Genomic DNA, 24,776 nt, shown 5'->3' on the forward strand with positions numbered 1-24,776 from the left:
CTCGAGCACCGACCCGCCACCCGGCTCCGTCGCGGGCGCCCCGGTGGACGTCGCCGCCACCCTGGCGCCCGGGGCCAGCGGCAGCTGGCAGCTGGACGTGGCCGGCGCCCAGCTGGCGCTGTCCGGATACGGCGTCTACCCGATGGCCGTCGAGGCCCGGGCCACCCGCGCGGACGGCTCCCGCGCCCGGTTGGGGACGGCCCGCACGTTCCTCACCTGGGGCGCGGACACCACCGGCCTGCAGCCCACCCGGCTCGCAGTGCTGTGGCCGGTCCTGACCACCCCCTCCACCGCGGCCGAAGGCACGCTGCCGGCGGCCGCGTTCGGCACCGAGCTGAGCGGGCGGCTCACCGACCTGGTGACCACCGCCGCCGGCGAGCCGGTGAGCTGGGTGCTGGACGGCGACCTGCTGGAGTCGGCCGGCGCGCTGGCCGACGGCGGCCCGCTGCCGCAGGGCTCGGTCATCGCGGCGCCCGACCCGGCCGCCGCGCGGTGGCTGGCGTCGTTGAAGTCGGCGGTTGGGAGCGGGGACGCGAACGCCCTCGCGTACGCCGACCCGGACGCCGTGGCGGTGACCAGGGCCGGCCTCACCGGCGACCTGAAGACCTCCACGGCCCTCGGCCCGGCCGTGGTCCGCGAGGTGCTCGGGCGAAGCGTCACCGGTGACGTCGCGTGGCCGGCCGAGGGGACCGCCGACGCGGCCGCCCTGGGCGCCCTGAACGACGCCGGCGTGCGGGCCGTGGTCCTGTCCGACGTCTACACCCCGACGTCGCGGACCGTGTCGTACACGCCGTCCGCCGTCGGCCCGCTCGAGAACAGCCAGCTCACCGCCCTGGTGACCGACCGGGTGCTGTCCGCGCTGCTCGCCACCCCGGTGGCCCAGCAGGGCGGGGCCGTGCTGGCCCGCCAGCGGTTCCTCTCCGAGCTGGCCATGGTCACCGCCGAGCGCCCCTACGACGGCCGGGCCGTGGTCGTGGCGCCGCCCCGGTACTGGCAGCCCGAGGTGACCGCCGTCCGCGGCCTGCTCTCGGCCCTCGGGTCGGTGCCCTGGGTGCAGCCGCAGACGGTCCAGCAGTTGCGCGCGGAGGCCTCGCCCGGGGTGTCCCGGCGCCGCCCGAGCTACCCCACCGTGGTGGCCCGGCGGGAGGTCTCCGCCGGCCAGCTCGGGCAGGTGCGGGTCGGCCGCTACGACCTGCAGTCGCTCACCTCGGTGCTGTCCCAGCCGCAGCCGCTGGCCGACCAACTGGAGCGCGGCCTGCTGCGCGCGGAGTCCGCGGCCTGGCGTGGGCGGGAGGTGGCGGGGACCGCCTTCGCCCGGTCGGTCACCGCGGCCATCGCCAAGGCCCAGGCCGGCGTCCACATCGTGCCGTCCGGTCCGGTCACCCTGACCTCGCGCAGCGGGCAGATCCCGATCACGGTGGCCAACGACCTGGACCAGGCGGTGACGGTGCGGCTGGACGTCGCCACGGTGCCGTCCGTGCGGATGACCCTGAGCCAGCCGGGGCTCGTCACGGTCGACGCCGGACGTCGGGCGACGGTCGAGGTCAAGGCCGAGGCCGCGGTCAACGGCCGGCTGGTCGTGCAGGCCCGGCTGTTCGCCCCGGACGGCCAGGCCTACGGACCCGTGGTCAGCTTCCCGGTGCGGGCCACCGGCATCGGCGAGGTCGCCCAGTGGGTCGTCGGCGGCGCCCTGGTGCTGCTCACGGTCGCGCTCACCTACCGGATCGGCCGGGCCATCCGCCGTGGGCGGCACCCGGCCCCCGCGCCGGACGGGGAGTCGTCGTGAGCGCGGACGCCGGGGTGCTGCGCAGCAGCTCGGTGATGGCGGTGGGGACCATCGCGTCCCGGGTCACCGGCATGCTGCGCAACATCGTGCTGGTCGCCGCGATCGGCGGACAGGTGTTCGCCGACACCTACACGGTCGCGAACAACCTGCCCAACATCTTGTACATCCTGCTCGTCGGCGGGGCGCTCAACGCGGTGTTCATCCCGCAGCTGGTGCGGCACATGGCCTCCGACAGCGACGGGGGCGGCGCCTACGCCGACCGGCTGATCACCCTGTCCGGCCTGGTACTGCTCGCGGTATCCGCGCTGACCGTCGCGCTGGCACCGTTCATCGTCCGGCTGTACTCCACGAACAGCTGGAGCAGCACCGACCTCGGGGTCTCGACGGCCTTCGCCCGGTACTGCCTGCCGCAGATCTTCTTCTACGGCGTGTACACGCTGTACAGCCAGGTGCTCAACGCCCGCGGGCACTTCGCGATGCCGATGTTCACCCCGATCCTCAACAACCTGGTCGTCATCGTCGTCTGCGGCATCTTCATCGCCGTCGTCGGCCCGGACCCGACGACGGCGACCATCACCCCGGCCGAGACGGCGCTGCTCGGGCTCGGCACCACGGCCGGCATCGTGGTGCAGGCCCTGGCCCTGATCCCCGTGATGGCCCGGTACGGGTACCACTACCGGCCGCGCTTCGACCTGCGCGGGCAGGGCCTCGGCAAGGCGGTCACCCTCGCCAAGTGGACCATCGTCCTGGTCGCGATCAACCAGCTGGCCTTCGTGGTCGTCGCGCGGCTGGCCACCGGGGCCAACGCCGCGGCCGAGGCGGCCGGGTCGACCAGCGGAGCCGGCATCACCGTCTACACGACCGCGTACCTGATCTTCATCCTGCCGCACTCCGTGGTCACCGTGTCGGTGGTCACGGCGCTGCTGCCGCGGATGAGCCGGGCGGCCGCCGCGAACGACCTGCGCGGCGTCCGGGACGACGTGAGCCGGGGGATCCGACTGGTGAGCACGGCGATGGTGCCCTCGGCCATCGCGCTCGTGCTGCTCGGCCCGAGCATCGGCCTGCTGCTGTTCAGCTTCGGCGCCAGCGGCGGGGGCACCGGCCGGTACATCGGCGTGGTGACCGCGGCCTTCGCCCTGGGGCTGGTGCCGTTCAGCATCTACTACGTGCTGCTGCGCGGCTTCTACGCGGTGGAGGACACCCGGACGCCGGCGCTGGTCGCCTTGTTCCTGAACTCGGTGAACCTGGCCGCGGCGTACGCGCTCTACCTCGCGCTGCCACCCGAGCAGCAGGTCGTCGGCCTGGCGCTGGGCTACTCGGCCGCCTACCTGGCCACCATGGTGCTGCTGTGGCAGATCCTGCGCCGCCGCCTGGGCGGGCTGAACACCTACCTCACCGTGCGCACCCTGGTCCGGCTCACGGTGGCCGGGATCCCGGCCGGGCTGGCCGGCTGGGCCACCCTGCACCTGCTCCAGCGGGTGCTGCCGGGCGGGCGGCTGGGCGCCCTGCTGCTCATCCTCGGGGTCAGCGCGGTGGGCGGGGTCGTGTTCGTCGTGGTGGCCCGCCGGCTGCGCGTCGCCGAGGTCAGCGAGCTGGTCGACGTCGTCGCCGCCCGGGCGGGCCGCTCCCGGAGCTAGTCACCCGTCCGGCGCAGTCGGGCCATTGGCCCACTCAAGCCGGGCCCCAATTGAGCCGACCCATCGGGAATGGGCGCCCCTTTGCGCGACGACCGCGGCAGCCTGGTCATCGGCTGGCTGTTCAAGGTCGCCCTGGTCCTGGTCCTGATCGGGCTGCTTGCCTTCGACGGGATCGCGATCGGGGTCGCCAAGGTCTCCTCGACCGACGCCGCCAACACAGTGGCGAGCGCGGCCGCCGACAAGTACCGGGCCACCAAGCACGACGCCGAGCAGACCTACCAGGCCGCTTCGATCGTCGCCAAGGACAACGGCGTCACGCTGGCCGCCAAGGACTTGGTCTTCTACCCGGACGGCGAGGTCAGCGCCACGGTGCACCGCACCATCCACACCATCGTGCTCCAGCTCCTGCCGTTCACCCGCGGCCTCCTGCAGTCCACCGCGACCGCGACGGCCTCGCCGTCGGTGCAGTGAGCGCTGCGCGGGCCCGTCGAGGCTGGATCGCCGCGTCGCTCGCCGCGGCAGCGTTGCTGGCCGGGTTGCCCTCGGGCCCGGCTGCGGCCGACCCCACCGTGGCCGACGCCCGGGCCAGGGCCGCGGCGCTGGCTACCCAGGTCGCTGCCCTCGAGGTGCAGCTGGAGACCGCCACCGAGGCGTACAACCGGGTCCAGGACCACCTTGGCGCCGTGGTGACGAGCTACCTGAGCGCGTCCCAGCAGCTGCAGACCCTGACCGACCAGCAGTCCAGCCAGCAGGCGGAGACCACCCGACGGGTCCGGGCGCTGTACATGTCCGGCGGGACGACCGGCCTGTACGCCTCGGTCCTCGCTGGAGGCGACATCAGCGACGTCCTGCTGCGGATCGCCACGGTCGACCTCGTGTTGCGCAGCGAGCAGGCCGCAGCCGCCGGGACGACCACCCAGCTGACCGCCGCCGCGGCCCTGGCCGGCCGGCTGGACACGCTGGCCGCGCAGCGCACCAGCCTGGAGACGGCCGCCCGCGGCGCCGCAACCTCCGTGGAGACCCTGCTGGCCACCCGGCAGGCCGAGCTGGCCGCTGCCAGCGCCGACGTGCGCCGGCTGGTGGCCGCCGACCAGGCCGCCGCGGCCGCCGCCCGAGCCGCCGCCCTGCTGCCGTTCACGACCGACGTCCCGGCGCTGCCGGCCGACACCCCGGCGGCCGTCGTCACGGCGATCACAGCCGCCCGCAGCGCGCTCGGGCTGCCGTACCAGTGGGGCGCCACCGGCCCGGACAGCTACGACTGCTCGGGCCTGACCCAGTGGGCCTTCGCCCAGGCCGGCGTGCGGCTGCCCCGGGTCGCCGCCGACCAGTGGACCGTGGGCACCCACCCGTCGCTCGACCAGCTGCGTCCCGGCGACCTGCTGTTTTGGGCCACCGACGTCAACGACCCGAGCACGATCCATCACGTGGCCATCTACCTGGGCGGTGGGTTCATGCTGCAGGCCCCCCACACCGGCGACGTCGTGCGAATCGCCCGGGTGTACCTCGACGGGTACATCGGGGCCAGCCGTCCGGTGGCGGGGTGAGCCCCGGGTCCGGCCGTACGCTCATAGCTGTGCGCACCCTGGCTGGCCGCTACCGCATCGAGGACCGCGTCCTCGACGGCGCCGGCTGGACCCTGTGGGCCGCCACCGACGGTGCGCTGCACCGCCCGGTCGCGGTGATCTCGGTGGATCCCGGGCAGCCCCACCTGGACGAGGTGCGGGAGGCCGCCCGGGCGGCCGCCCGGGCGGACGACCCCCGGCTGCAGCGGGTGCTCGACATCGTGGAGGACGACGAGCAGACCTGCCTGGTCGTCGAGTGGCAGGACGCCACCGGGCTGGAGCAGCTGCTCGCCGAGGGGCCGCTGGCTGCGGCCGAGGCCCGCCGACTCGTCGGTGAGGTGGCCTCGGCGCTGAGCCGTGCGGACGAGCAGGGGCTGCACCATGGGCGGCTGGCACCGCGCTGGGTCCAGTGCACCGACGACGGCCGGGTCCGGGTCGCCGGCCTCGAGCTGCTGGCCGCGCTGGACGGCGGCCGGGCGAAGGGGCAGCGGCCGACGGACGCCGCCGCGGCGGACGCGCGCGGGCTCGGGGCCCTGCTGTACGCGGCCCTGACCGGGCGGTGGCCCGGCGAGCCGGCCCACTGCGCCCTCCCCGCCGCCCCGCGGATCGGGGGCCGACCGGTCCGGGCCCGCGGCGTGCTGGCCGGCGTGCCGCCGGTCCTCGACGACATCGCGGCCCGAGCCCTCGGACTCACCGAGCGGGGCGCGCTGACCACGCCCGGCGAGGTGGCCAGGGCGCTGGAGTCCGCCCAGGGCCGGCTGGTGCCGGTCGAGCTGGACCGGGAGGCCGTCGACGACTCCCCGCCGCCGGCGGGCGGTGACTCGACCCGCCCCGGTCCGCTGGCGGTCGTCGCGGTGACGGTGACCGCGGTGGTGGCCGCGGCCGCGCTGGCGGTGGGCGCGCTGGCCTGGTCGGCGTCCACCCGCGACCAGCCGGGGGCCGGTGCGAGCCCGGCCAGCCCGGCCAGCCCGGGCTCCAGCACGGCGCTGCGAGGCGGGCCGATCCCGATCGTGTCGGTCCATGACTTCGACCCGGCCGGCAACGGCCAGGAGAACCCGCAGCTGGCGCCGCTCGCCATCGACGGCAAGCCCAGCACCGCCTGGCGCACCGTGTTCTACGACCGGGCCGACCTGGGCGGGCTCAAGCCGGGGGTTGGGCTGCTGCTCGACCTGGGCGCTCCCACCACGATCGCCGCGGTACGGGTCGAGCTGGTCGGCCGGGGCACCGACATCGAGCTGCGGGCGGCCACCATCGCCCCGGTCACCGCCGACGACGCCATCACCGTGGCGCAGGCCAAGGGCGCCGGCGACCTGGTGACGCTGCGGCCCGACCCGCAGGTCGAGGCCCGGTACCTGCTGCTGTGGCTGACCAAGCTGCCGAAGGACGGTGCCCGGTACCGCGGCGGCGTGTCCGAGGTGCAGGTCCTGCGGAACTGAACCGTCGTCCGCCTACCCTGGGCACGCCCCCGGGGAACCCCCCACCGACCCCAGCCAGGGAGCGCCTATGTCCGACGCCGAGCCTCACGGGCTCGACGACCGGGCGCTGCTCGCCGCGCACGTGGCCGGCGACCCGGACGCCTTCGGCACGCTGGTCCTGCGCCACCGGGACCGGCTGTGGGCGATCGCGCTGCGCACCCTGGGCCACCCCGAGGACGCCGCCGACGCGGTCCAGAACGCGCTGATCTCGGCCTACCGCTCGGCCGGCTCGTACCGGGGGGACGCCGCCGTCACCACGTGGCTGCACCGGATCGTCGTCAACGCCTGCCTCGACCTGGTCCGGCGGCGGACGGTGCGCGCGGCCGACCCCCTGCCGGACGACGACGCGCTGCTGCCGGCCCAGCCCGGGGACGCCTTCGCCAGCCGGGAGACCGCGCTGGTCGTGCAGCAGGCGCTGCTGACCTTGCCGATCGAGCAGCGGGCCGCGCTGGTCCTGGTCGACCTCCACGGCTACTCCGTCGACGACGCCGCCGCGGTCCTGGACTGCCCCGCTGGCACGGTCAAGAGCCGCTGCTCCCGCGGCCGGGCCAAGCTGGCCCCCCTGCTGGCGTCTCTGCGGAACCCGGACCACCCCGGAGACGTCCCACCCCAGGGCATGCCCAACGACCAGGCAGGGAGGTGAGCGGCGATGTCCAACCCGCTGAACGGCGACCTGGACGACGACGGCTTCGTGCACGACCTGCTGGCCGGCCTGCCGGAGCCGACGATGCCCCCCGAGGTGGCCGCCCGGATCGACGCAGCGCTGGCCGCCGAGGCAGCCGCCCTGGACACGCGCGGCGCTGTCGCCACTGCGGCCGCAACCGTCACAACGATCACCGCGGCGGGGAGCGCCGGCCTGGGCGCCCGCCTGCGCGGGCACTGGCTGATGTCCGCGGCCGCCGTCGTCGCGGTGCTCGCGCTCGGCAGCGCCGTCGTGGTCGGCGCGCTCGGCGGTCGCTCGTCGACGTCGCCCAACGAAGCCAGCGGGGCGGCGGCCCTGGCCAGCCGCGCCCCCGGGGCCGAGACCCCGCGGCTGAGCGCCTCGGGGCGAGGCTACACCAAGGCCAACCTGGGGCCCGAGGTGCTCACCCTGGTCGCCGCGACGTCGCCCAGCCCGGCCAGCCCGACCACCAACGACGGCACGGTCAGCACGCTCGCGGCGCCGGGCAAGAGCCTGATCGAGAACCGCACCCGGCTGGCCGCCTGCCTGGCCAAGGTGGAGGAGGGCGGCCCCGCCACCTCTCCGGTCGCGGTGGACGCCGGCAGCTTCGAGGGCCAGCCCGCCGTGGTCGTGGTGCTCGTCGGGTCGAGCACCCGCTACGACGTGTTCGTGGTCACACCGGCCTGCTCGAGTGCCGACGCCACGCTGCTGTACTACGCCAGCGTGCGGCACTGAGCGGGCCGCAACGGATACCCCCGGGGGAATACCGCGGGCATAGAATCGGTTTTCGGCACCGAAGCCCTGTCGACCCCCTTGAGGATGCACCGTGACCGACGTCCGCAACGTCATCATCATCGGCTCCGGACCCGCCGGCTACACCGCCGCCGTCTACGCAGCCCGCGCCAACCTGGCGCCGCTGGTCTTCGAAGGCGCGGTGACCGCAGGTGGGGCGCTCATGAACACCACCGAGGTGGAGAACTTCCCCGGCTTCCCCGACGGCGTCATGGGTCCCGACCTGATGGACAACCTGCGCAAGCAGGCCGAGAAGTTCGGCGCCGAGCTGGTCGCCGACGACGTCACCGCCGTGGACCTCACCGGCGAGATCAAGGTCGTCACCGACGGTTCCGGCGGCACCCACCGGGCCCGCTCGGTCATCGTGGCCACCGGCTCCGGTTACCGCGAGCTGGGCCTGCCGAACGAGAAGCGGCTGTCCGGGCACGGCGTGTCGTGGTGTGCGACCTGCGACGGGTTCTTCTTCCGCGACCAGGACATCGCGGTCGTCGGCGGTGGAGACACCGCCATGGAGGAGGCCACCTTCCTCACCCGGTTCGCCCGCTCGGTCACGATCGTGCACCGGCGCGACACGCTGCGCGCGTCCAAGGTCATGGCCGACCGCGCCCTCGCCAACGACAAGATCCGCTTCGCCTGGAACTCCGAGGTCGTCGACGTCCTGGGCGACGGCAAGGTGACCGGGGTCCGACTGCGCAACATCGTCACCGGCGAGGAGTCCACCCTCGACGCCACCGGGCTGTTCCTGGCCATCGGGCACGACCCGCGCAGCGACCTGTTCGTCGGCCAGCTGCACCGGGACGAGGAGGGCTACCTCATCGTCGACCACCCCAGCACCCGGACCAACGTGCCCGGCGTGTTCGCCTGCGGCGACGTCGTCGACCACATCTACCGACAGGCCATCACCGCGGCCGGCACCGGCTGCCAGTCCGCCCTCGACGCCGAGCGGTTCCTGGCCGACCTGGACGACGCGGCCGCCACCGGCCAGCCGTCCGCGGCCGCACACTCCTCCGTCACCGTCTGATCCGCGTGAGAGGGTTCGACGAGCGGTCGCCGGACCAGCTCAGCGGACCGCCCCGAACTCGACCCGAACTTAGAAGAAGGAGCCCCCCATGGGTGCCCACGCCAAGGCTGTGACTGACGACTCGTTCGCCACCGACGTGCTGGCCAGCGAGAAGCCGGTCATCGTCGACTTTTGGGCCGAGTGGTGCGGCCCGTGCCGCGCGGTGTCACCGATCCTCGAGGAGATCGCCGGCGAGCACGCCGACAAGATCTCGGTGGTCAAGCTCAACGTCGACGAGAACCCGCGCACGGCGGCCGCCTACGGGATCACCTCGATCCCGACCATGAACGTCTACCAGGGCGGCCAGCTGGTCAAGCAGATCATCGGCGCCAAGCCCAAGGCCGCGCTGCTGCGCGACCTGGCCGGCTTCATCGCCTGACCGATCGAGAGGCCTCCCGCCGGTAGCATGCCGAGCCAGCGGCAACCGAAGGCTGGCAGCTGATGGCGCATTCCACGTACCGGCTCGGCGACCACGGCACGGCCGTGGCCGAGGTCCGCGTGCTGCTGTACCGGCTGGACCTGCTGGCCCGGCCCGCGGACACCGTCGACCTACGTGCCGGCGACCTGTTCGACCGCGACGTCGACCGTGCGGTGCGCACCTTCCAGCAGCGCCGCGGGGTGACCGTCGACGGCATCGTCGGCCCGGTCACCTGGCGGCTGCTGGAGGAGGCGCACTGGCGGCTCGGGGACCGCGTGCTGGCCCACGTCCCCGGCCACCTGCTCGCCGGGGACGACGTCACGACCCTGCAGCGCCGGCTGCTCGACCTGGGCTTCGACGTCGGCCGGGTGGACGGCGTGTTCGGAACGCACACCGAGCGGGCGGTCAAGGAGTTCCAGCGCAACGTCGGCAGCACGGTTGACGGACTGTGCGGACCCCTCACGTTCCGGGCCCTGGAGCGGCTCAGCCGCACGGTCGTCGGCGGGGCGCCGGAGGCGCTGTGGGAGGCCGAGCGAATCCGGCACCGGGGCCGGCTGCGGGTCGTGCTGATCGACCCGGGGCACGGGGGCCTGGACCGGGGTGCCTGCGCGCCCGAGCGGCCGGAGGTCGATGAGGCCCGGCTGGCCGAGGACCTCGCCGCGCGGGTCGAGGGCCGGCTGGCCGTGTCCGGTGTGGTGGTCCACCTGAGCCGGGGCCGGCTGCGTCCGGGTGACCCGGCTCCAGACGACGGGGAGCGGGCCGCCGTGGCCAACCGGCTGGACGCCGACCTGGTCATCTCGCTGCACTGCGACGCCTCCGCCGACCGGATGGCCAACGGCGTGGCCACCTACTACTACGGCAATCGGGCGCTGGGGGTGCACTCCGCGATCGGGGAGACCTTCGCCGGGTTGGTCCAGGACGAGATCGCGGCCCGCACCGGCCTGCGGGACTGCCACACCCATGGCAAGACCTGGGGGCTGCTGCGGCACACCGTGATGCCCGCCGTGCGGATCGAGGTGGGATACCTCACCCACCCGCAGGACGCCGCCCGGCTGGCCGACCCGGCGTTTCGCGACCTGGTGGCCGAGGCGGTCGTGGCCGCCGTCCAGCGGCTGTCCGAGCCCCGCGACGAGGACCCGCGGGTGCTCAGACTGCCTCACCTCGTGGGCTGAGCGGCCCGGAGGTGGAGCGCGGGGCCCGCACCGGGATCGGCCGGCCGCGGTGCACCGAGCCGAGCAGCCGCTCGAGCGCCCCCTCGACGTCCTCCCGCCAGGACAGCGCCGTGCGCAGGTCCAGCCGCAGCCGCGGGTAGCGCGGGTGCGGCCGCACGGTCTTGAACCCGACGCCGAGCAGGAAGCCCACCGGCGGGGTGCACGAGTCGGCCAGCTGCTGGGCGCCCGGCCGGGCGTCCCCGTAGGCCTCCATGGCCCGGATCCCACGCCGGGTCAGGTCCTTGGCCACCGACTGCACCAGCACCCGGCCCAGACCGCCCCCTCGGTGCGCCGGGCGCACGTCGACGGTGGTGAGGAGCACGGCGTCCGGGGCCACCGGCGCGGTCGGGAAGCGGGTCTCGCCGGGCAGGTACGCCGGGGGCGCGTACAGCGCGTGGCCGGCGACCTCGCCGTCCAGGTAGAGGACCCGCCCGCACGACCCCCAGTCGAGCAGCGCGGCCGAGACCCATGCCTCCTTCTCGGCAGCGGCCGCACCCCGGTCGTGGGCCCGGCGCCCGCTCATCGGGTCCAGCTCCCACAGCACGCAGCTGCGGCACCGGGTCGTCAGGTCGTCCAGGTTGTCCAGCGTCAGCCCGACGACGCGTCGCGCCACTGCCGGTCACCCCCGCAGGACGGCGTGCCGGTCGCTGGAGGCCCGCGGCGGCAGGTAGCCCGACGATCCAGCCGAGGAACGGCGCCGAGGCAGCAGCAGCTCGACGAGGAACGCGGCCGCGGCCCCGAGCAACAGGCCTGCGACCACCCACCGCAGGACTTTCACCACCGCCACCTCCGGAGGGTCGACGGCCCCGGAGGCCGGCCCATGAGGCATCGTAGGCGGCACGGCGCGGGTACGTTCGGTGCGTCGCTGAGGTCAGGGCCTGCCGGTCAGGGCCTGCACCAGGAGGGAGCCGCCGGTGGACCACGGTCCGGGCAGCACCGGCTCCCGGCTGGACCCCTGGCTGGACTCCTATGCGCAGCGCGCCCGCTCGATGACGGCGTCGGAGATCAGGGCCCTGTTCGCGGTCGCCTCCCGTCCCGAGGTGGTCTCGCTGGCCGGCGGGATGCCGTTCGTCTCGGCGCTGCCGCTCCACACGGTGGCGGACGCCGTGCACCGGCTGATCGCCGAGCGTGGCGCGACGGCGCTGCAGTACGGCTCCGGGCAGGGCGACGTGGGGCTTCGGGAGCAGATCGCCGCGGAGGTGATGCCGACCGTCGGGGTGCAGCCGCACCCGGACGACGTCGTCGTCACCGTCGGCTCGCAGCAGGCTCTCGACCTGGTCACCCGGCTGTTCTGCGACCCGGGGGACGTCGTCATCGCCGAGGCGCCGTCCTACGTCGGGGCCCTGTCGGTGTTCGCGGCCTACCAGGTCGACGTGGTGCACGTGCACATGGACGACGAAGGACTGGACCCGGTCGCCCTCGAGGAGGCGCTGTCCCGGCTGGCTGCGCAGGGCCGGCGGGCCAAGCTGCTCTACACGATCCCGTCGTTCCACAACCCGGCCGGAGTCAGCCAGGGGCCGGCGCGGCGGTCCGCGGTGCTGGCCGTGGCGGAACGACACGGGCTGCTGGTCCTCGAGGACGACCCCTACGGGCTGCTGGGCTTCGACGGTGTCGTCCCGCGGGCGCTGCGGGCGGACTCCGCGGACGGTGTGGTGTACCTGGGCACCTTCTCCAAGACGTTCGCGCCGGGTGTCCGGGTGGGCTGGGCGGTGGCGCCGCACGGTGTCCGGGAGAAGCTGGTGCTGGCCGCCGAGGCGGCGGTGCTGTGCCCCCCGGCGTTCAGCCAGCTGGCCGTGTCCACCTACCTCGCCGAGGAACCCTGGTGGGAGCAGGTGAAGACGTTCCGCGAGCTGTACCGGGAGCGCCGCGACGCCCTGCTCGAGTCGATGGCCGCGCTGCTCCCCGAGGGGACCAGCTGGACCGTGCCCGGCGGCGGCTTCTACTCGTGGGTCACCCTGCCGAGCGAGCTGGACGCCGCCGCCATGCTTCCGCGGGCGGTGACGGCGCGGGTGGCCTACGTGCCCGGGACGGCGTTCTACTCGGGGGCGGCCCGAGCCGACGGCCGGCGGTCCATGCGGCTGTCGTACTGCTATCCCGAGCCGGACCGCATCCGGGAGGGCGTGCGGCGGCTGGCCGCGGTCATCGAGCAGGAGCTCGACCTCTTGTCGACCTTCGGGTCCGCCCATGGGCCATTGGCTGACGCTGCAGTGGATGTTCCGACCCCCGACTCGGCCTGACTCCGTCCTTACTTGGCTCGATCCCGGCAACCCCGACAAGGAAGGCGCCTGACGTGACGATCGTGGTCCTCGCCGGCGGGCTGTCGCACGAGCGCGACGTTTCGCTACGGTCCGGCCGCCGGGTCCTGGACGCGCTGCGCGGCGCCGGCACCGAGACCCGGCTGCTCGACGTCGACTCCGCGTTGCTGAGCCGGCTCGAGGCCGACCGTCCCTCCGTCGTCGTCCCGCTGTTGCACGGGGCCTCCGGTGAGGACGGCGCGCTGCGCGACGTGCTCGAGCTGCTCGGCCTGCCCTACCTGGGCTCGCGCCCGAGCGCCTGTCGGACCGCCTTCGACAAGCCCAGTGCGAAGGCCGTGGTGGCCGCCGCCGGGTTGGCCACGCCGGCGTCCGTCGCCCTGCCGCACTCGACGTTTCGCGAGCTGGGGGCCAGCGCGGTGCTCGACGCCATCGTGGGGAGTCTCGGCCTGCCGTTGATGGTCAAACCGGCCCGAGGGGGCTCGTCGTTGGGTGCGGTGGTCGTTCGGTCCGCCGGCGACCTGCCCGCCGCCATGGTGGGCAGCTTCTCCTACGGGGACACCGCGCTGGTCGAGCAGTACGTCGCGGGCACCGAGGTCGCGGTGGCCGTGCTGGAGCGGGACGGGCGCGCCGAGGCGCTGCCCGCGGTGGAGATCGTCCCGGACAGCGGCTTCTACGACTACACCGCGCGGTACGTCGCCGGCGCCACCGAGTTCTTCGCGCCGGCCCGGCTGTCCGCGGACGTGGCCGAACGCTGCGCTCAGGCGGCGCTGGACGCACACCGGGCGCTCGGTCTGCGGGACCTGTCCCGGACCGACCTCATCGTGGACCCGGCCGGCCTGCCCTGGTTCCTCGAGGTGAACGTGGCCCCCGGGATGACCGAGACCTCGCTGTTCCCGCAGGCCGTGGCCGCCGCCGGGCTCGACCTGGGCGAGCTGCTCGCCGAGCTGGCCGCGGCGGCGACCACCCGGGGTGCGGACCCGCGCACGGAGGGGGTCGCGGGCTGACCCGGCCCGGAGTCGACGTATGTCACTCCATGGAGTCAGTGACTACTCTGAGTGACCGGGGGTCGCGTCCAGCAGCGCGACGATCCGGGCCAGGTCGTCCCGCGACGCGAACTCGATCACCAGCTTCCCGTGCCGACGGCCCTGGTCGACCTTGACCCGGGTCTCGAACCGGTCGGACAGCCGAGCCGCGAGGTCGGCCAGCTCGGGGGCGACCGGGCGACCGCCGCGCCGCCGCGGCGCCGGCGCCTCGTCGTCCCCCACCGTGACGATCTCCTCGACCGCACGCACCGACAGCCCCTCGGCCGCGATCCGGTGCGCCAGCCGGTCCTGCGCCTGCGGGTCCGGCAGCGCAAGCAACGCCCGGGCATGGCCGGCCGACAGCACCCCGGCTGCCAACCGCCGCTGCACCGAGGGCGGCAGCCGCAACAGCCGCAACGTGTTGCTGATCTGCGGCCGGGACCGGCCCAGCCGCTGGGCCAGCTCCTCGTGGGTGCAGCCGAAGTCCTTGAGCAGCTGGTCGTAGGCCGCGGCCTCCTCCAGCGGGTTCAGCTGGCTGCGGTGCAGGTTCTCCAGCAGCGCGTCCCGCAGCAGGTCGTCGTCCCCGGTGTCCCGGACGATGGCCGGGATCGCGGTCAGGCCGGCCTCCCGGCAGGCCCGCCAGCGCCGCTCGCCCATGACCAGCTCGTAGCGGTCGGCACCGATCGGGCGGACCACCACCGGCTGCAGCAGGCCGATCTCCCGCACCGAGTGCACGAGCTCGGCCATGGCCTCCTCGTCAAAGTGCTGCCGCGGCTGCCGCGGGTTAGGGGTGATGGCCGTGATCGGCAGCTCGGCGAAGTGCGCCCCGGCCACCGGCTGCGGCAGGTCCACCGGGCGCAGCTCCGGCTCGGCCACCTCGGTGACGGGCGGGGCCGTGGGGATGAGTGCGCCCAGCCCACGGCCGAGACCACCATGCCGTTGGGTCACCGCTGCACCTCCGGGGACTCGGTGGGAACCTGCCGGGCCAGCTCGCGGGCCGCCTCGAGGTAGGACAGTGCCCCCGGTGAGCCGGGGTCATAGGTGAGCACGGTCTGGCCGTAGCTCGGCGCCTCGGACACCCGCACCGACCGGGGCACCACGGTGGGCAGCACCTGCGCCCCGAAGTGGGCCCGCACCTCGTCGGCCACCTGCGCCGCCAGCCGGGTGCGCCCGTCGTACATGGTGAGCAGGATGCTCGACACGTGCAGCTCGGGGTTGAGGTGCGCCTTGATCATGTCCACGGTGCGCAGCAGCTGTTCGAGGCCCTCCAGCGCGTAGTACTCGCACTGGATCGGGATGAGCACCTCGCGGGCCGCCACCATGGCGTTGAGCGTGAGCAGCCCGAGGGACGGCGGGCAGTCGACGAAGACGTAGTCGAACCCGGGCTCGCCGGCCAGGAACGCCTCCAGCGCGCGGCGCAGCCGGGACTCGCGGGCCACCATCGAGACGAGCTCGATCTCGGCACCGGCCAGGTCGATCGTCGCGGGCACCGCGGACAGGCCGGGAATGCCGCTCACCGCATGCACCACGTCGGCGAGCGGGACGCCGTCGACCAGCACCTCGTAGACCGAGGGCACCCCGGACTGGTGGGGCACCCCGAGGGCGGTGGATGCGTTGCCCTGCGGGTCGAGATCGATGACCAGGACCCGCAGTCCGTGCAGCGCCAGGCCCGCGGCCAGGTTGACCGTGCTGGTGGTCTTGCCCACGCCGCCCTTCTGGTTGGCGACGGTGATCAGCCGCGGCCGCTCGGGTCGCGGCAGGGTCCCGGCCTGGCCGGTCAGCACCTGCACGGCGGTGGCCGCGGCGCGGGCGATCGGGGTGTCGTCCGGCTCGGTTTCACGTGGAACATCGTTCGGCCGCAGACCCGGGTCGTGGTCGGGCCGGCCCGACCCGTCGATCACCTGCCAGCTCACCGCGCGCTCCCCTTCCACACCCGAACGACCGTGGTTGGCGGCTCCACGACCCCGACGCCGAGGCTGAGCACCTCGATCGCGCTGGCACCGTACCGCTCGACCTCGTCGCGCTGCTCCGCGACTTCCACCGCCGCGCCGCTGCCCTTCAGCGCCAGCAGCGCCCCACCCGGGCGCAGCAGCGGCAGCGCCCAGCCGGCCAACCGGCCCAGCGGCGCCACCGCTCGCGCGGTCACCACGTCGACCGAACCCCGGCGGGTGCGCAGCTCCTCGGCGCGCGCCCGCTGCACCTGCACGTTCTGCAGACCGAGGGCGGTCACCGTCTCGGTGAGGAAGGTGGCCCGACGCAACAGCGGCTCGATGAGCGTGACCCGCAGATCCGGTCGCTGGATCGCCAGCACCAGTCCGGGCAGGCCGGCGCCGCTGCCCAGGTCGTCGACGACGGCCCCCTCGGGCAGCAGCTCGGCGACCACGGCGCAGTTGAGCAGGTGCCGCTCCCACAGCCGGGGCACCTCACGGGGGCCGAGCAGGCCCCACTCAATGGCGGTGGTGGCCAGCAGCTCGGCGTAGGCCACCATGCGGTCCAGCCGGTCGCCGAGCAGCGCCCCGGCTGCCGTGGGCGGTTCCGGAAGCCCCGGTGCACCGGTTTCACGTGGAACCACCGGCGTCACGCCGGGCGCACCACCACATAGCGGCGGGGCTCCTCGCCCTCCGACTCACTGACCAGGCCGGCCTCGGCGATCGCGTCGTGCACGACCTTGCGCTCGAACGGGGTCATCGGCTCGAGGGCGACCGGCTCACCGCTGGCCCGGACCCGCTCGGCGGCCTCCCGGCCCAGCTCGGTGAGGTCGGCCCTGCGCTGGGCCCGGAACCCGGCGACGTCCAGCATCAGCCGGGACCGCTCGCCGGTCTCCCGGAGCACCGCGAGCCGGGTCAGCTCCTGCAGCGCGTCCAGCACCTCGCCGTTCGCGCCGACCAGCTGACGCAGGTCGGCCCCCACGATCGAGACCATCGCCCGGTCGCCCTCGACGTCCATGTCGATGTCGCCGTCCAGGTCGGCGATGTCGAGCAGGCCCTCGAGGTAGTCGGCCGCGATGTCGCCCTCCCGCTCCAGCCGGCTCAACCCGCCGGACGCCGGCGACTCGGCGTCCAGATCAGTGGCGGGCTCGACGGCCTCCCCTGTGGTGTCGACGGTCTCGACGGTCTCGACGTCCTGCGGTGCTTCGGTCACGGTCGGTTCTCTTTCCGGATCGGGGGAAGGCACTCGGCTGACGGGGCCAGGTCAGCTGGGTTTCTTGGGGGGTCTGGTGCGCTTGGATCGGCTGGTTCGGCGCGGCTGCTGGCGCCGCGGTGCGGCCGGCTCGTCCGTGGCGCCTGCCCCTGGCTGCTCCGTCGCGGTCGCGGTCGTGGTTCCCGCGTCCCCGGGGGCGAGGGCCGTGGTCGTGCCGCGGGCGGCCGCCTTCTCCGCCTTGCGCCGCTGCAGGTCGTCGTACGCGGCTGACCCTGGCGTGGGGTTGCGCCTGATCACGATCAGCTGCTGGCCCATCGTCCACAGGTTGGTGGTGAACCAGTAGATGAGCACGCCGATCGGGAAGTTGATGCCGAACACGGCGAACATGGCCGGGAAGACGTAGAGCAGGATCTTCTGCTGCTGCATCATCGGGTTGCTCTGGCCGGCCGGCATGTTGCGGACCATCAGCTGGCGCTGGGTGATGAACGTCGTCGCGGTCATCAGCACGATGAGGACACCGGCCACGATCTTGGTGTTCGTGTCGCCCTTGGTGAACGTCTCGTAGATCGGCGCACCGAAGATCGTCGCCGCGCCGAACGACGCCACGGCGGCCGGCCCCATCACCCCAACGGTCAGGCCCCTGGAGATGTAGGACAGCACGTGGAACAGCGAGAAGAAGAACGGCGACTGCACGACGATCGGCAGGCAGCTGGACAGTGGGTTGGTCCCGGTGTCCTTGTAGAGCTTCATCAGCTCCTCGGACTGCTTCGCCTTGTCGTTCTTGTACTTCTCCTGGATCGCCTTCATCTGCGGCTGGAGTACCTGCAGTCCGCGCTGCGCCTTGATCTGCTTGACGAACAGCGGGATCAGCGCGATCCGGATGAGCACGACCAGGCCGACGATCGACAGGCCCCACGCGGCGCCGCTGTCCGCCGGAAACACGAGGCTGAACAGCGAGTGGAACCGCAGCAGCACCCAGGAGACCGCGTCGTAGAGCGGATTGAGCAGGCCCACGTCAGGCTCCTCGGACGATCATCGGGTCGGACGACGCGGTCGGCTGTGCAGCTGGAGCCGGCCCGTCGCCGTGAACAGCCCTGGGGACAGGACTGGGGACAGTGTTGTGGATATCGCTGTGGATATCGGTGAGGCCCTCATCGGAAGCCCCGGTGGCCTCCCGGACCGGGGGCACGTGGTCCACCCCGCCGGCCGCCCACGGGTGGCAGCGCCCCAGCCGGCGCACCGCCAGCCAGCCACCACGCACCAGCCCGTGCCGCTCCACCGCCTGGTAGGCGTACTGCGAGCAGGACGGGTAGTACCGGCAGGACGGCGGCGTCCAGGGGGAGATCACCCGCTGGTAGAACCGGATGAGCAGCAGCACCGGCCAGCGCACCGCGCGACGCAGCCCGGTCATGCCCCGACCGCCCGCCGTCGACCGGCCGAGTCGAGGGCGGCGTCAAGGTCGGTCGCGAGCTGCAGCGAGGAGGCCGAGGCCGCCGCGGGCAGCGCCCGCACCACCAGGCGAGTCCCCTGGGGCAACGCCGACAGCCGCGGGACGATCACTGCGCGTAACCTCCTGGTGACTCGATGTCGCACAACCGAGTTGCCCACCGCCCGGCTCACCACCAGGCCGACCTGCCCCGCCGGCAGCGGCCCGGCTGTGGACGATGCCTCATCCATCGGGCGCAGCAGGTGCACCACCAGGGTGCCCCGACCGACCCGGCGGCCCCGACGAAGCGTCTCCGCGAAGTCGGTGCGCCGCCGCATCCGGTGCGGCGCGGGCAGCACGGTCCGGTGCCTTGGTCCGGCGTTCGATCCGCTGAGGTCCTGGCTGGTCAGCCGGATCTCAGGCGGACAGACTCGCCCGGCCCTTGCGCCGACGACCGGCCAGGATCGCGCGACCCGCGCGGGTCCGCATGCGGAGCCGGAAGCCGTGCGTCTTGGCCCGGCGCCGGTTGTTCGGCTGGAAGGTGCGCTTGCTCACGGGGATGCTCCGGGGGATCGATTGCGGCGCCGGTCGCCGCGGAACGGCAGGGCCCGAGGGGAAAGTCGGCTGCCACCGGACGTCCACGCACCGGCTCTGAAACGAACAGACCGGAGCGTCGTGGACACACGACAACAGCCGCCGACAACCTCGGCCTCCCTACGGTACGGGCGACCGACGGACCGGTCAAACCGGCCCCACCGGGGGCCAACCGGCGCCCACCGGGGGCCAACCGGCCATTCTGGCGCACCCGGGACGCGGTGTAGCGTTCGACACGCCCACCCGGCGGACCAGGGCGGGGCCGGAGCTGTGCCAGACCTCCGGTCCGCGGCTCCCGGCGGATGTGGACAACCGCTTGAACGACGGGTCGCGGCGCTTGTAGCCTCCCCCGCCGAACCACCCGCCGAACCACCCGCTGACTGGCCGCTGCTCTACCTGCCCTCGAGCCGTTCCACCCGGTGCACCCACCGCCCGCCGCGCCGCGGAGGTGCGGATGTCGTACACATCCTGTGGACAGGCCTGTGGACGGCACTGGCGGGCTGGCCATCCGGGGCAGGGACGACGCTCGAGCAAGGGAGAACCAGCCGGTGGCCGAGCCGACCGTCCCGGACCAGCGCCCGCTCCCGCCCGGGGCCGACGCGACGGACCTCCCCCAGGTCTGGTCCCGCACCCTGGCCTCCGTCGGTGACTCGCTGTCCCCGCAGCATCGGGCCTTCCTGCGGCTCACCCGGCCGATGGCGATCGTCGGCGACACCGTGCTGATCGCCGCCCCCAACGACTTCGCCCGCGACGTGATCGAGAACCGGCTGCGGACCGTCCTCACCGAGGCGCTGTCCGGACAGCTGCAGCACGAGGTCCAGCTCGCGGTCACGGTGGACCCGACCGCCTCCGGCGACAGCACACCGCTCGAGGAGCTCACCGATGAGGTGGCCGACGGCACCTTCGCCGCCGACCTGGACGCCGCCGGGCACGCCGGTGCCGACCTGTCCGCTCCGGGTCCGTCCACCACGGGGGCCAGCGAACCGGGCTGGTCCGCCGCCGGAGCATCCACCCCGCTGCAGCCGACCGCCGACCCCTTCGAGCCCACGCCGTCCCGACCCGGTTCCGGTCAGCCGCCCGGACGTCGGGACACCGAGCCCAGCCGGCTCAACCCCAAGTACACCTTCGACACCTTCGTGATCGGCTCGAGCAACCGGTTCGCGCACGCGGCCGCGGTCGCGGTGGCGGAGGCGCCGGCCAAGGCGTACAACCCGCTGTTCGTCTACGGCGAGTCCGGGCTGGGCAAGACCCACCTGCTGCACGCCATCGGCCACTACGCGCGCAACCTCTACAACGGCGCCCGGGTCCGGTACGTGAGCTCGGAGGAGTTCACCAACGAGTTCATCAACAGCATCCGCGACGACAAGGCCGCCACCTTCCAGCGCCGCTACCGCGAGGTCGACATCCTGCTCGTCGACGACATCCAGTTCCTGCAGGGCAAGGTGCAGACGCAGGAGGAGTTCTTCCACACCTTCAACACGCTGCACAACGCCAACAAGCAGATCGTGGTCAGCTCGGACAAGCCACCGAAGGCGCTCGACCAGTTCGAGGACCGGATGGTCTCCCGGTTCGAGTGGGGCCTGATCACCGACATCCAGCCGCCGGACCTCGAGACCCGGATCGCGATCCTGCGCAAGAAGGCCGCCCAGGAGCGGCTGTCCGCTCCGCCCGAGGTGCTCGAGTACATCGGCAGCAAGATCTCCAGCAACATCCGCGAGCTCGAGGGCGCGCTGATCCGGGTCACCGCGTTCGCCAGCCTCAACCGCCAGCCGGTCGACCTCGCGCTGGCCGAGGTGGTGCTCAAGGACCTGATCACCGACTCCGGCGCTCCGGAGATCACCTCGGCGACGATCATGGCCCAGACCGCGGCCTACTTCGGCCTGTCGATGGAGGACCTGTGCGGCTCGTCCCGCTCCCGGGTGCTCGTCAACGCCCGCCAGATCGCCATGTACCTGTGCCGCGAGCTCACCGACCTGTCGCTGCCCAAGATCGGTCAGCAGTTCGGCGGCCGCGACCACACCACGGTCATGCACGCCGACCGCAAGATCCGCCAGCTGATGGCCGAGCGGCGCAGCGTGTACAACCAGGTCACCGAGCTGACCAACCGGATCAAGTCGCAGACCCGGGCCTGACCATCCCGCCGTGCGGCCACCCGAACACAGCCTGTCACCTGCCTCACCGGGTGTGCGCGGCCTCGTCACGGTGCGTACACACCCTGGGGACAACCTTGTGGATCCCGTCGGTTGGTTCGTTGGCATCCGGTGGACGGCCTGGGGATCGTCGTCCGGCGTCCCCACCGGCCTCGGTCCGTTCCCCACGCCATCCACACCTGTCGGGGACGCCGTCTAGGGTCTGGCCTGCGGCGATGGCCGTTATCCACACTGTCCACCGCCCCTATGAAGACGAAGAACTCACTCACCGGAAAACGATGAGCAGCCCAAGGTGTGCACGCTGGCCTGCTGGGGACAGCGCCACCCCGTAGGGTGGCCGCAGCCAGCGAGAGCCACTCGCGGGATCTGACAGCGACGTAGAGGAGTAGGGCCGTGCGGTTCCGGGTCGAACGTGACGTCCTGGCCGAGGCCGTGGGCTGGACCGCCCGGAGTCTGCCGGTCCGCCCGCCCGTCCCCGTGCTGGCCGGACTGCTGGTCGAGGCCGACGAACGGGGGCTGACCCTGTCCGGGTTCGACTACGAGGTGTCCACCCGGGTGACGGTCGCCGCCGACGTGACCGAGCCCGGGCGGGCCCTGGTGTCCGGCCGACTGCTCAACGACATCGCCCGCAGCCTGCCGGCCAAGCCGGTTGAGGTCGAAACCGAGGGGGCCCGGGTCCAGTTGCGCTGTGGCAGCGCCCGGTTCGCCTTGCTCACGCTGCCGGTCGACGACTACCCCACCCTGCCGCAGATGCCCAGCGTCACCGGCACCGTTGCCAGCGGGGCGTTCGCCGACGCCGTCGGCCAGGTCGCAGTGGCCGCCGGACGTGACGACACGCTGCCCGTCCTCACCGGCGTCCGGGTCGAGATCGACGGCGACACCATGACCCTGGCTGCCACCGACCGCTACCGTCTGGCGGTGCGCGAGCTGGCCTGGAGCGCGGAACAGCCCGGCCTGGAGGCGGTGGCCCTGGTCCCGGCCAAGACCCTCGCGGACACGGCGAAGTCGCTGGTCGGCAGCGAGACCGTCGCGGTCGCGCTGGCAGCGGGCAGCTCGGGCGAGGGCCTGATCGGGTTTGACGGCGGCGGCCGTCGCACCACGACCCGGCTGCTCGAGGGGGAGTTCCCCAAGTACCGGGCGCTGCTGCCGTCGGAGTCCGCGAGCCTGGCCACGATCGACACGCCGACCCTCGTCGAGGCGGTCAAGCGGGTGTCCCTGGTGGCCGAGCGGAACACGCCGGTGCGGCTGACGTTCAGTGCCGGCGAGCTGCAGCTGGACGCCGGCACCGGGGACGAGGCGCAGGCCTCCGAGCTGCTGTCCGCGAACTTCGACGGCGAGCCGCTCACCATCGCGTTCAACCCGCACTTCCTGCTCGACGGCCTGGCCGCGGTGGAGTCCCCGTACGTCCAGATGGCGTTCACCACGCCGACCAAGCCGGCGGTGCTGACCGGCTCGACCAGCGACGTGCCCGCCCCGGCGTCGACCGCCTTCCGCTACCTGCTGATGCCGGTGCGGCTGTCCGGCTGACCGGTCGGCGTGTACGTCGAGCACCTGTCGCTGGCCGACTTCCGGTCCTATCCGTCGCTCGAGCTGCCGCTGGTCGCCGGGGTCACCGCCCTGGTGGGGCCGAACGGGCAGGGCAAGACCAACCTGGTCGAGGCGATCGGCTACGTCGCCACCCTGGGCAGCCACCGGGTGTCCACCGACGCTCCGCTGGTGCGGCACGGCGCCGAGCGAGCCGTCATCCGGGCCTCGGTGCGCCGTGACGACCGGTCCACGCTGGTCGAGCTGGAGATCAACCCGGGCCGGGCCAACCGGGCCCGGCTGAATCGGGCCCCCGTCCCCCGCCCGCGCGAGGTGCTGGGGGTGCTGCGCACGGTGGCGTTCGCCCCGGAGGACCTCGCTCTGGTCAAAGGCGACCCGGCCGAGCGGCGTCGTTTCCTGGACGAGCTGCTGGTGGCCCGGCAGCCCCGGTTCGCCGCCGTGCGGTCCGACGTCGACCGAATCCTCAAGCAGCGCAACGCCTTGCTCAAGTCAGCGGGCCCGGCGATGCGCCGCCGCGGCGGCGACCCGGGGGGCTCGGCGCTGGACCTGTCGACGCTGGACGTCTGGGACGCCCACCTCGCCCGGATCGGTGCGGAGCTCGTCGGCGCCCGGCTCGACCTCGTCGAGGCCCTCGGTCCGTTGGTGGACACCGCGTACGCCGCGGTGTCCGGCGGGCCGAGCGGGGCGGTCGTGGGGTACTCCAGCAGCCTGGGCCCGGACGCCGAACCGGCCCGGAACCGTGAGCAGCTGGCCGCCCAGCTGCTCACGGCGCTCACCGAGTCCCGGCGGGCCGAGCTCGAGCGGGGGGTCACCCTGGTCGGTCCGCACCGCGACGACCTGGTGCTGCGGCTCGGGCCGCTGCCGGCCAAGGGCTACGCCTCGCACGGGGAGTCGTGGTCCTACGCGCTGGCCCTGCGGCTGGCCTCCTACGAGCTGCTGCGGGCCGACGGCGGCGAGCCGGTGCTGATCCTGGACGACGTCTTCGCCGAGCTCGACGCCGGCCGTCGGGACCGGCTGGCCGAGCTGGTCGCCCCGGCCGAGCAGGTGCTGGTGACCGCCGCGGTGGCGCAGGATGTCCCTACCGGTCTCGACGGTGACCGGGTGGAGGTCCGTGGCGGGGAGGTGTTTCGTGCCGGCTGACCAGGACGACGTCCGGCCCGGCGACGACCCCCAGGGCTCCGGCATCGACCCGGGGCGCGCGCTGCTCGACCAGCTGCGCGCCGACGCCCGGCAGCGCGGTCCCGGCCGCCGGCGTACCCGGCGCCCCGCGCCCGGTTCGGCCGGCCAGCCGGCCCAGCCCAGCGGTGCGCACCCCGATGACCGCGACCCGCAGCTGCTCGGCGCCAGCATGGACCGGCTGACCACGGAGCGCGGCTGGGAGTCCGGGCTCGCGACGGGTGGGGTGATCGGTCGCTGGGAGCAGGTGGTCGGGTCGGACATCGCGGCCCACTGCATCCCGGAGACCCACGAGGACGGCGTGCTGACGGTGCGCGCCGACTCCACCGCGTGGGCCACCCAGGTCCGGCTGCTGGCCGCCGACCTGGTCCGCCGGCTGAACCAGGAGTTCGGCGAGGGCACCGTGGCCCGGGTCGTCGTCCGCGGCCCCGGCCGGCCGAGCTGGCGCAAGGGGCCGCTGCACGTGTCCGGTCGCGGGCCACGCGACACCTACGGCTGAACCGGGGCACCTCGCGCCGCCGTCCGGCCGATCCGGACGCTCAGGGTCGTCGTGACCCCCGGTGCGTGGGGGGACACCGGGGTGGACCCCCAGCGCGGCACGCCGTCCCCAGCGGCCCTCGCGGGGCACCGGACCTCCGCGTCAACGACTAGACTGTCGACGAGATCAGGAGCGCTGAGCCCACCCGGCCGGGTCCGTGTCCGAGCGGCGCCGGTGTTCGTCTGCCTGCGTGGCACGCCGTCGCGCACCGAACCGACAGGAGCACTGCCCCGTGTCGTATGACGCTGCGTCGATCACCGTCCTCGAAGGTCTCGACGCCGTCCGCAAGCGGCCGGGCATGTACATCGGCGACACCGATGACGGCTC

The 24,776-nt window shown here is 73.6% G+C and carries 24 protein-coding genes and 2 pseudogenes; 16 read left to right on the top strand and 10 right to left on the bottom strand.

Going from position 1 to position 24,776, the window contains the following annotated elements; translation table 11 throughout:
- The 10 genes from VIM19_15715 to VIM19_15760 all read left to right on the top strand — a co-directional run.
- On the top strand, positions 1-1,786 hold a 1,786-nt coding region (locus VIM19_15715), incomplete at its 5' end, for a DUF6049 family protein (protein ID HEY5186305.1).
- The gene (gene murJ, locus VIM19_15720; protein HEY5186306.1) at positions 1,783-3,423 is read left to right on the top strand and encodes a murein biosynthesis integral membrane protein MurJ; all 1,641 of its coding nucleotides are present in this window, start codon (positions 1,783-1,785) and stop codon (positions 3,421-3,423) included. The genes VIM19_15715 and murJ, both read left to right, overlap by 4 nt.
- A 69-nt stretch (positions 3,424-3,492) precedes the next feature.
- Entirely contained in the window at positions 3,493-3,894 is a 402-nt protein-coding gene (locus tag VIM19_15725; protein HEY5186307.1) for a hypothetical protein, read from the top strand.
- Entirely contained in the window at positions 3,891-4,967 is a 1,077-nt protein-coding gene (locus tag VIM19_15730) for a C40 family peptidase (protein HEY5186308.1), read from the top strand. Before VIM19_15725 ends, VIM19_15730 begins: the two co-directional genes overlap by 4 nt.
- A gap of 29 nt (positions 4,968-4,996) precedes the next feature.
- Complete coding sequence (locus tag VIM19_15735) at positions 4,997-6,421, top strand: protein kinase family protein (GenBank protein HEY5186309.1); 1,425 nt, start codon at positions 4,997-4,999, stop codon at positions 6,419-6,421.
- A gap of 67 nt (positions 6,422-6,488) precedes the next feature.
- Positions 6,489-7,103 carry an RNA polymerase sigma factor SigM gene (gene sigM / locus VIM19_15740; GenBank protein ID HEY5186310.1) on the top strand — a complete coding sequence of 205 codons (615 nt, stop codon included), beginning with the start codon at positions 6,489-6,491 and terminating at the stop codon, positions 7,101-7,103.
- 6 nt (positions 7,104-7,109) lie between these two features.
- Positions 7,110-7,856, top strand: a complete 747-nt coding sequence (locus VIM19_15745) for a hypothetical protein (GenBank protein ID HEY5186311.1) — start codon at positions 7,110-7,112, stop codon at positions 7,854-7,856.
- 91 nt (positions 7,857-7,947) lie between these two features.
- A complete protein-coding gene (trxB, locus tag VIM19_15750; protein HEY5186312.1) occupies positions 7,948-8,934 on the top strand; it encodes a thioredoxin-disulfide reductase in 987 nt (328 codons plus the stop codon).
- 88 nt (positions 8,935-9,022) lie between these two features.
- Entirely contained in the window at positions 9,023-9,352 is a 330-nt protein-coding gene (gene trxA / locus VIM19_15755) for a thioredoxin (GenBank protein HEY5186313.1), read from the top strand.
- 62 nt (positions 9,353-9,414) lie between these two features.
- The gene (locus VIM19_15760) at positions 9,415-10,563 is read left to right on the top strand and encodes an N-acetylmuramoyl-L-alanine amidase (protein HEY5186314.1); all 1,149 of its coding nucleotides are present in this window, start codon (positions 9,415-9,417) and stop codon (positions 10,561-10,563) included.
- Here the strand turns inward: VIM19_15760 and VIM19_15765 are convergent.
- Together VIM19_15765 and VIM19_15770 are read right to left on the bottom strand one after the other, a co-directional pair.
- On the bottom strand, positions 10,538-11,215 hold the full coding sequence (locus VIM19_15765) for a GNAT family N-acetyltransferase (protein HEY5186315.1): 678 nt from the start codon (positions 11,213-11,215) through the stop codon (positions 10,538-10,540). The genes VIM19_15760 and VIM19_15765 overlap by 26 nt on opposite strands.
- Before the next feature lie 6 nt (positions 11,216-11,221).
- Positions 11,222-11,380 (bottom strand): hypothetical protein, encoded by a 159-nt coding sequence (locus VIM19_15770; protein HEY5186316.1) that lies wholly within the window; start codon positions 11,378-11,380, stop codon positions 11,222-11,224.
- Between the two features lie 211 nt (positions 11,381-11,591).
- On the opposite strand from VIM19_15770, the gene VIM19_15775 reads away from it, so the two are divergent.
- Entirely contained in the window at positions 11,592-12,839 is a 1,248-nt protein-coding gene (locus VIM19_15775) for a PLP-dependent aminotransferase family protein (GenBank protein ID HEY5186317.1), read from the top strand.
- A 53-nt stretch (positions 12,840-12,892) separates the two neighbouring features.
- Positions 12,893-13,861, top strand: a complete 969-nt coding sequence (locus VIM19_15780) for a D-alanine--D-alanine ligase (protein ID HEY5186318.1) — start codon at positions 12,893-12,895, stop codon at positions 13,859-13,861.
- 42 nt (positions 13,862-13,903) lie between these two features.
- Here VIM19_15780 and VIM19_15785 read toward each other — a convergent pair whose 3' ends face one another.
- The 8 genes and pseudogenes from VIM19_15785 to rpmH form a co-directional block, all read right to left on the bottom strand.
- A complete protein-coding gene (locus VIM19_15785) occupies positions 13,904-14,827 on the bottom strand; it encodes a ParB/RepB/Spo0J family partition protein (protein ID HEY5186319.1) in 924 nt (307 codons plus the stop codon).
- Entirely contained in the window at positions 14,824-15,780 is a 957-nt protein-coding gene (locus VIM19_15790; protein ID HEY5186320.1) for a ParA family protein, read from the bottom strand. The genes VIM19_15785 and VIM19_15790 overlap by 4 nt, the downstream gene beginning before the upstream one ends.
- Positions 15,716-16,367 (bottom strand): annotated as a pseudogene (gene rsmG / locus VIM19_15795) (16S rRNA (guanine(527)-N(7))-methyltransferase RsmG). The gene VIM19_15790 and the pseudogene rsmG overlap by 65 nt, the downstream one beginning before the upstream one ends.
- A gap of 89 nt (positions 16,368-16,456) precedes the next feature.
- Complete coding sequence (locus VIM19_15800) at positions 16,457-16,942, bottom strand: R3H domain-containing nucleic acid-binding protein (GenBank protein ID HEY5186321.1); 486 nt, start codon at positions 16,940-16,942, stop codon at positions 16,457-16,459.
- A gap of 129 nt (positions 16,943-17,071) precedes the next feature.
- Positions 17,072-18,034 carry a membrane protein insertase YidC gene (gene yidC / locus VIM19_15805; protein ID HEY5186322.1) on the bottom strand — a complete coding sequence of 321 codons (963 nt, stop codon included), beginning with the start codon at positions 18,032-18,034 and terminating at the stop codon, positions 17,072-17,074.
- 169 nt (positions 18,035-18,203) lie between these two features.
- Positions 18,204-18,431, bottom strand: a pseudogene (yidD, locus tag VIM19_15810) (membrane protein insertion efficiency factor YidD).
- Positions 18,428-18,805 (bottom strand): ribonuclease P protein component, encoded by a 378-nt coding sequence (gene rnpA, locus VIM19_15815; GenBank protein ID HEY5186323.1) that lies wholly within the window; start codon positions 18,803-18,805, stop codon positions 18,428-18,430. The pseudogene yidD and the gene rnpA overlap by 4 nt, the downstream one beginning before the upstream one ends.
- A gap of 58 nt (positions 18,806-18,863) precedes the next feature.
- Positions 18,864-19,001 (bottom strand): 50S ribosomal protein L34, encoded by a 138-nt coding sequence (gene rpmH, locus VIM19_15820; GenBank protein ID HEY5186324.1) that lies wholly within the window; start codon positions 18,999-19,001, stop codon positions 18,864-18,866.
- Between the two features lie 587 nt (positions 19,002-19,588).
- Here rpmH and dnaA point away from each other — a divergent pair.
- The 4 genes from dnaA to VIM19_15840 all read left to right on the top strand — a co-directional run bounded on the left by dnaA (position 19,589) and on the right by VIM19_15840 (position 24,410).
- Positions 19,589-21,172 (top strand): chromosomal replication initiator protein DnaA, encoded by a 1,584-nt coding sequence (dnaA, locus tag VIM19_15825; protein ID HEY5186325.1) that lies wholly within the window; start codon positions 19,589-19,591, stop codon positions 21,170-21,172.
- Between the two features lie 411 nt (positions 21,173-21,583).
- Positions 21,584-22,717 (top strand): DNA polymerase III subunit beta, encoded by a 1,134-nt coding sequence (gene dnaN / locus VIM19_15830; GenBank protein ID HEY5186326.1) that lies wholly within the window; start codon positions 21,584-21,586, stop codon positions 22,715-22,717.
- Positions 22,718-22,726: 9 nt separating this feature from the next.
- The gene (recF, locus tag VIM19_15835) at positions 22,727-23,875 is read left to right on the top strand and encodes a DNA replication/repair protein RecF (protein ID HEY5186327.1); all 1,149 of its coding nucleotides are present in this window, start codon (positions 22,727-22,729) and stop codon (positions 23,873-23,875) included.
- Complete coding sequence (locus VIM19_15840; GenBank protein HEY5186328.1) at positions 23,865-24,410, top strand: DciA family protein; 546 nt, start codon at positions 23,865-23,867, stop codon at positions 24,408-24,410. Before recF ends, VIM19_15840 begins: the two co-directional genes overlap by 11 nt.
- The last annotated feature ends 366 nt before the right edge of the window (positions 24,411-24,776 follow it).

The organism is Actinomycetes bacterium, from assembly GCA_036510875.1.
GTDB lineage: Bacteria > Actinomycetota > Actinomycetes > Prado026 > Prado026 > DATCDE01.

Bases quoted from the DNA above. Each gene is read 5' to 3' on its own strand.
- VIM19_15725 (HEY5186307.1), top strand. From the start codon at position 3,493: ATGGGCGCCCCTTTGCGCGACGACCGCGGCAGCCTGGTCATCGGCTGG.
- trxA (HEY5186313.1), top strand. From the start codon at position 9,023: ATGGGTGCCCACGCCAAGGCTGTGACTGACGACTCGTTCGCCACCGAC.
- VIM19_15745 (HEY5186311.1), top strand. From the start codon at position 7,110: ATGTCCAACCCGCTGAACGGCGACCTGGACGACGACGGCTTCGTGCAC.
- VIM19_15775 (HEY5186317.1), top strand. From the start codon at position 11,592: ATGACGGCGTCGGAGATCAGGGCCCTGTTCGCGGTCGCCTCCCGTCCC.
- VIM19_15760 (HEY5186314.1), top strand. From the start codon at position 9,415: ATGGCGCATTCCACGTACCGGCTCGGCGACCACGGCACGGCCGTGGCC.
- sigM (HEY5186310.1), top strand. From the start codon at position 6,489: ATGTCCGACGCCGAGCCTCACGGGCTCGACGACCGGGCGCTGCTCGCC.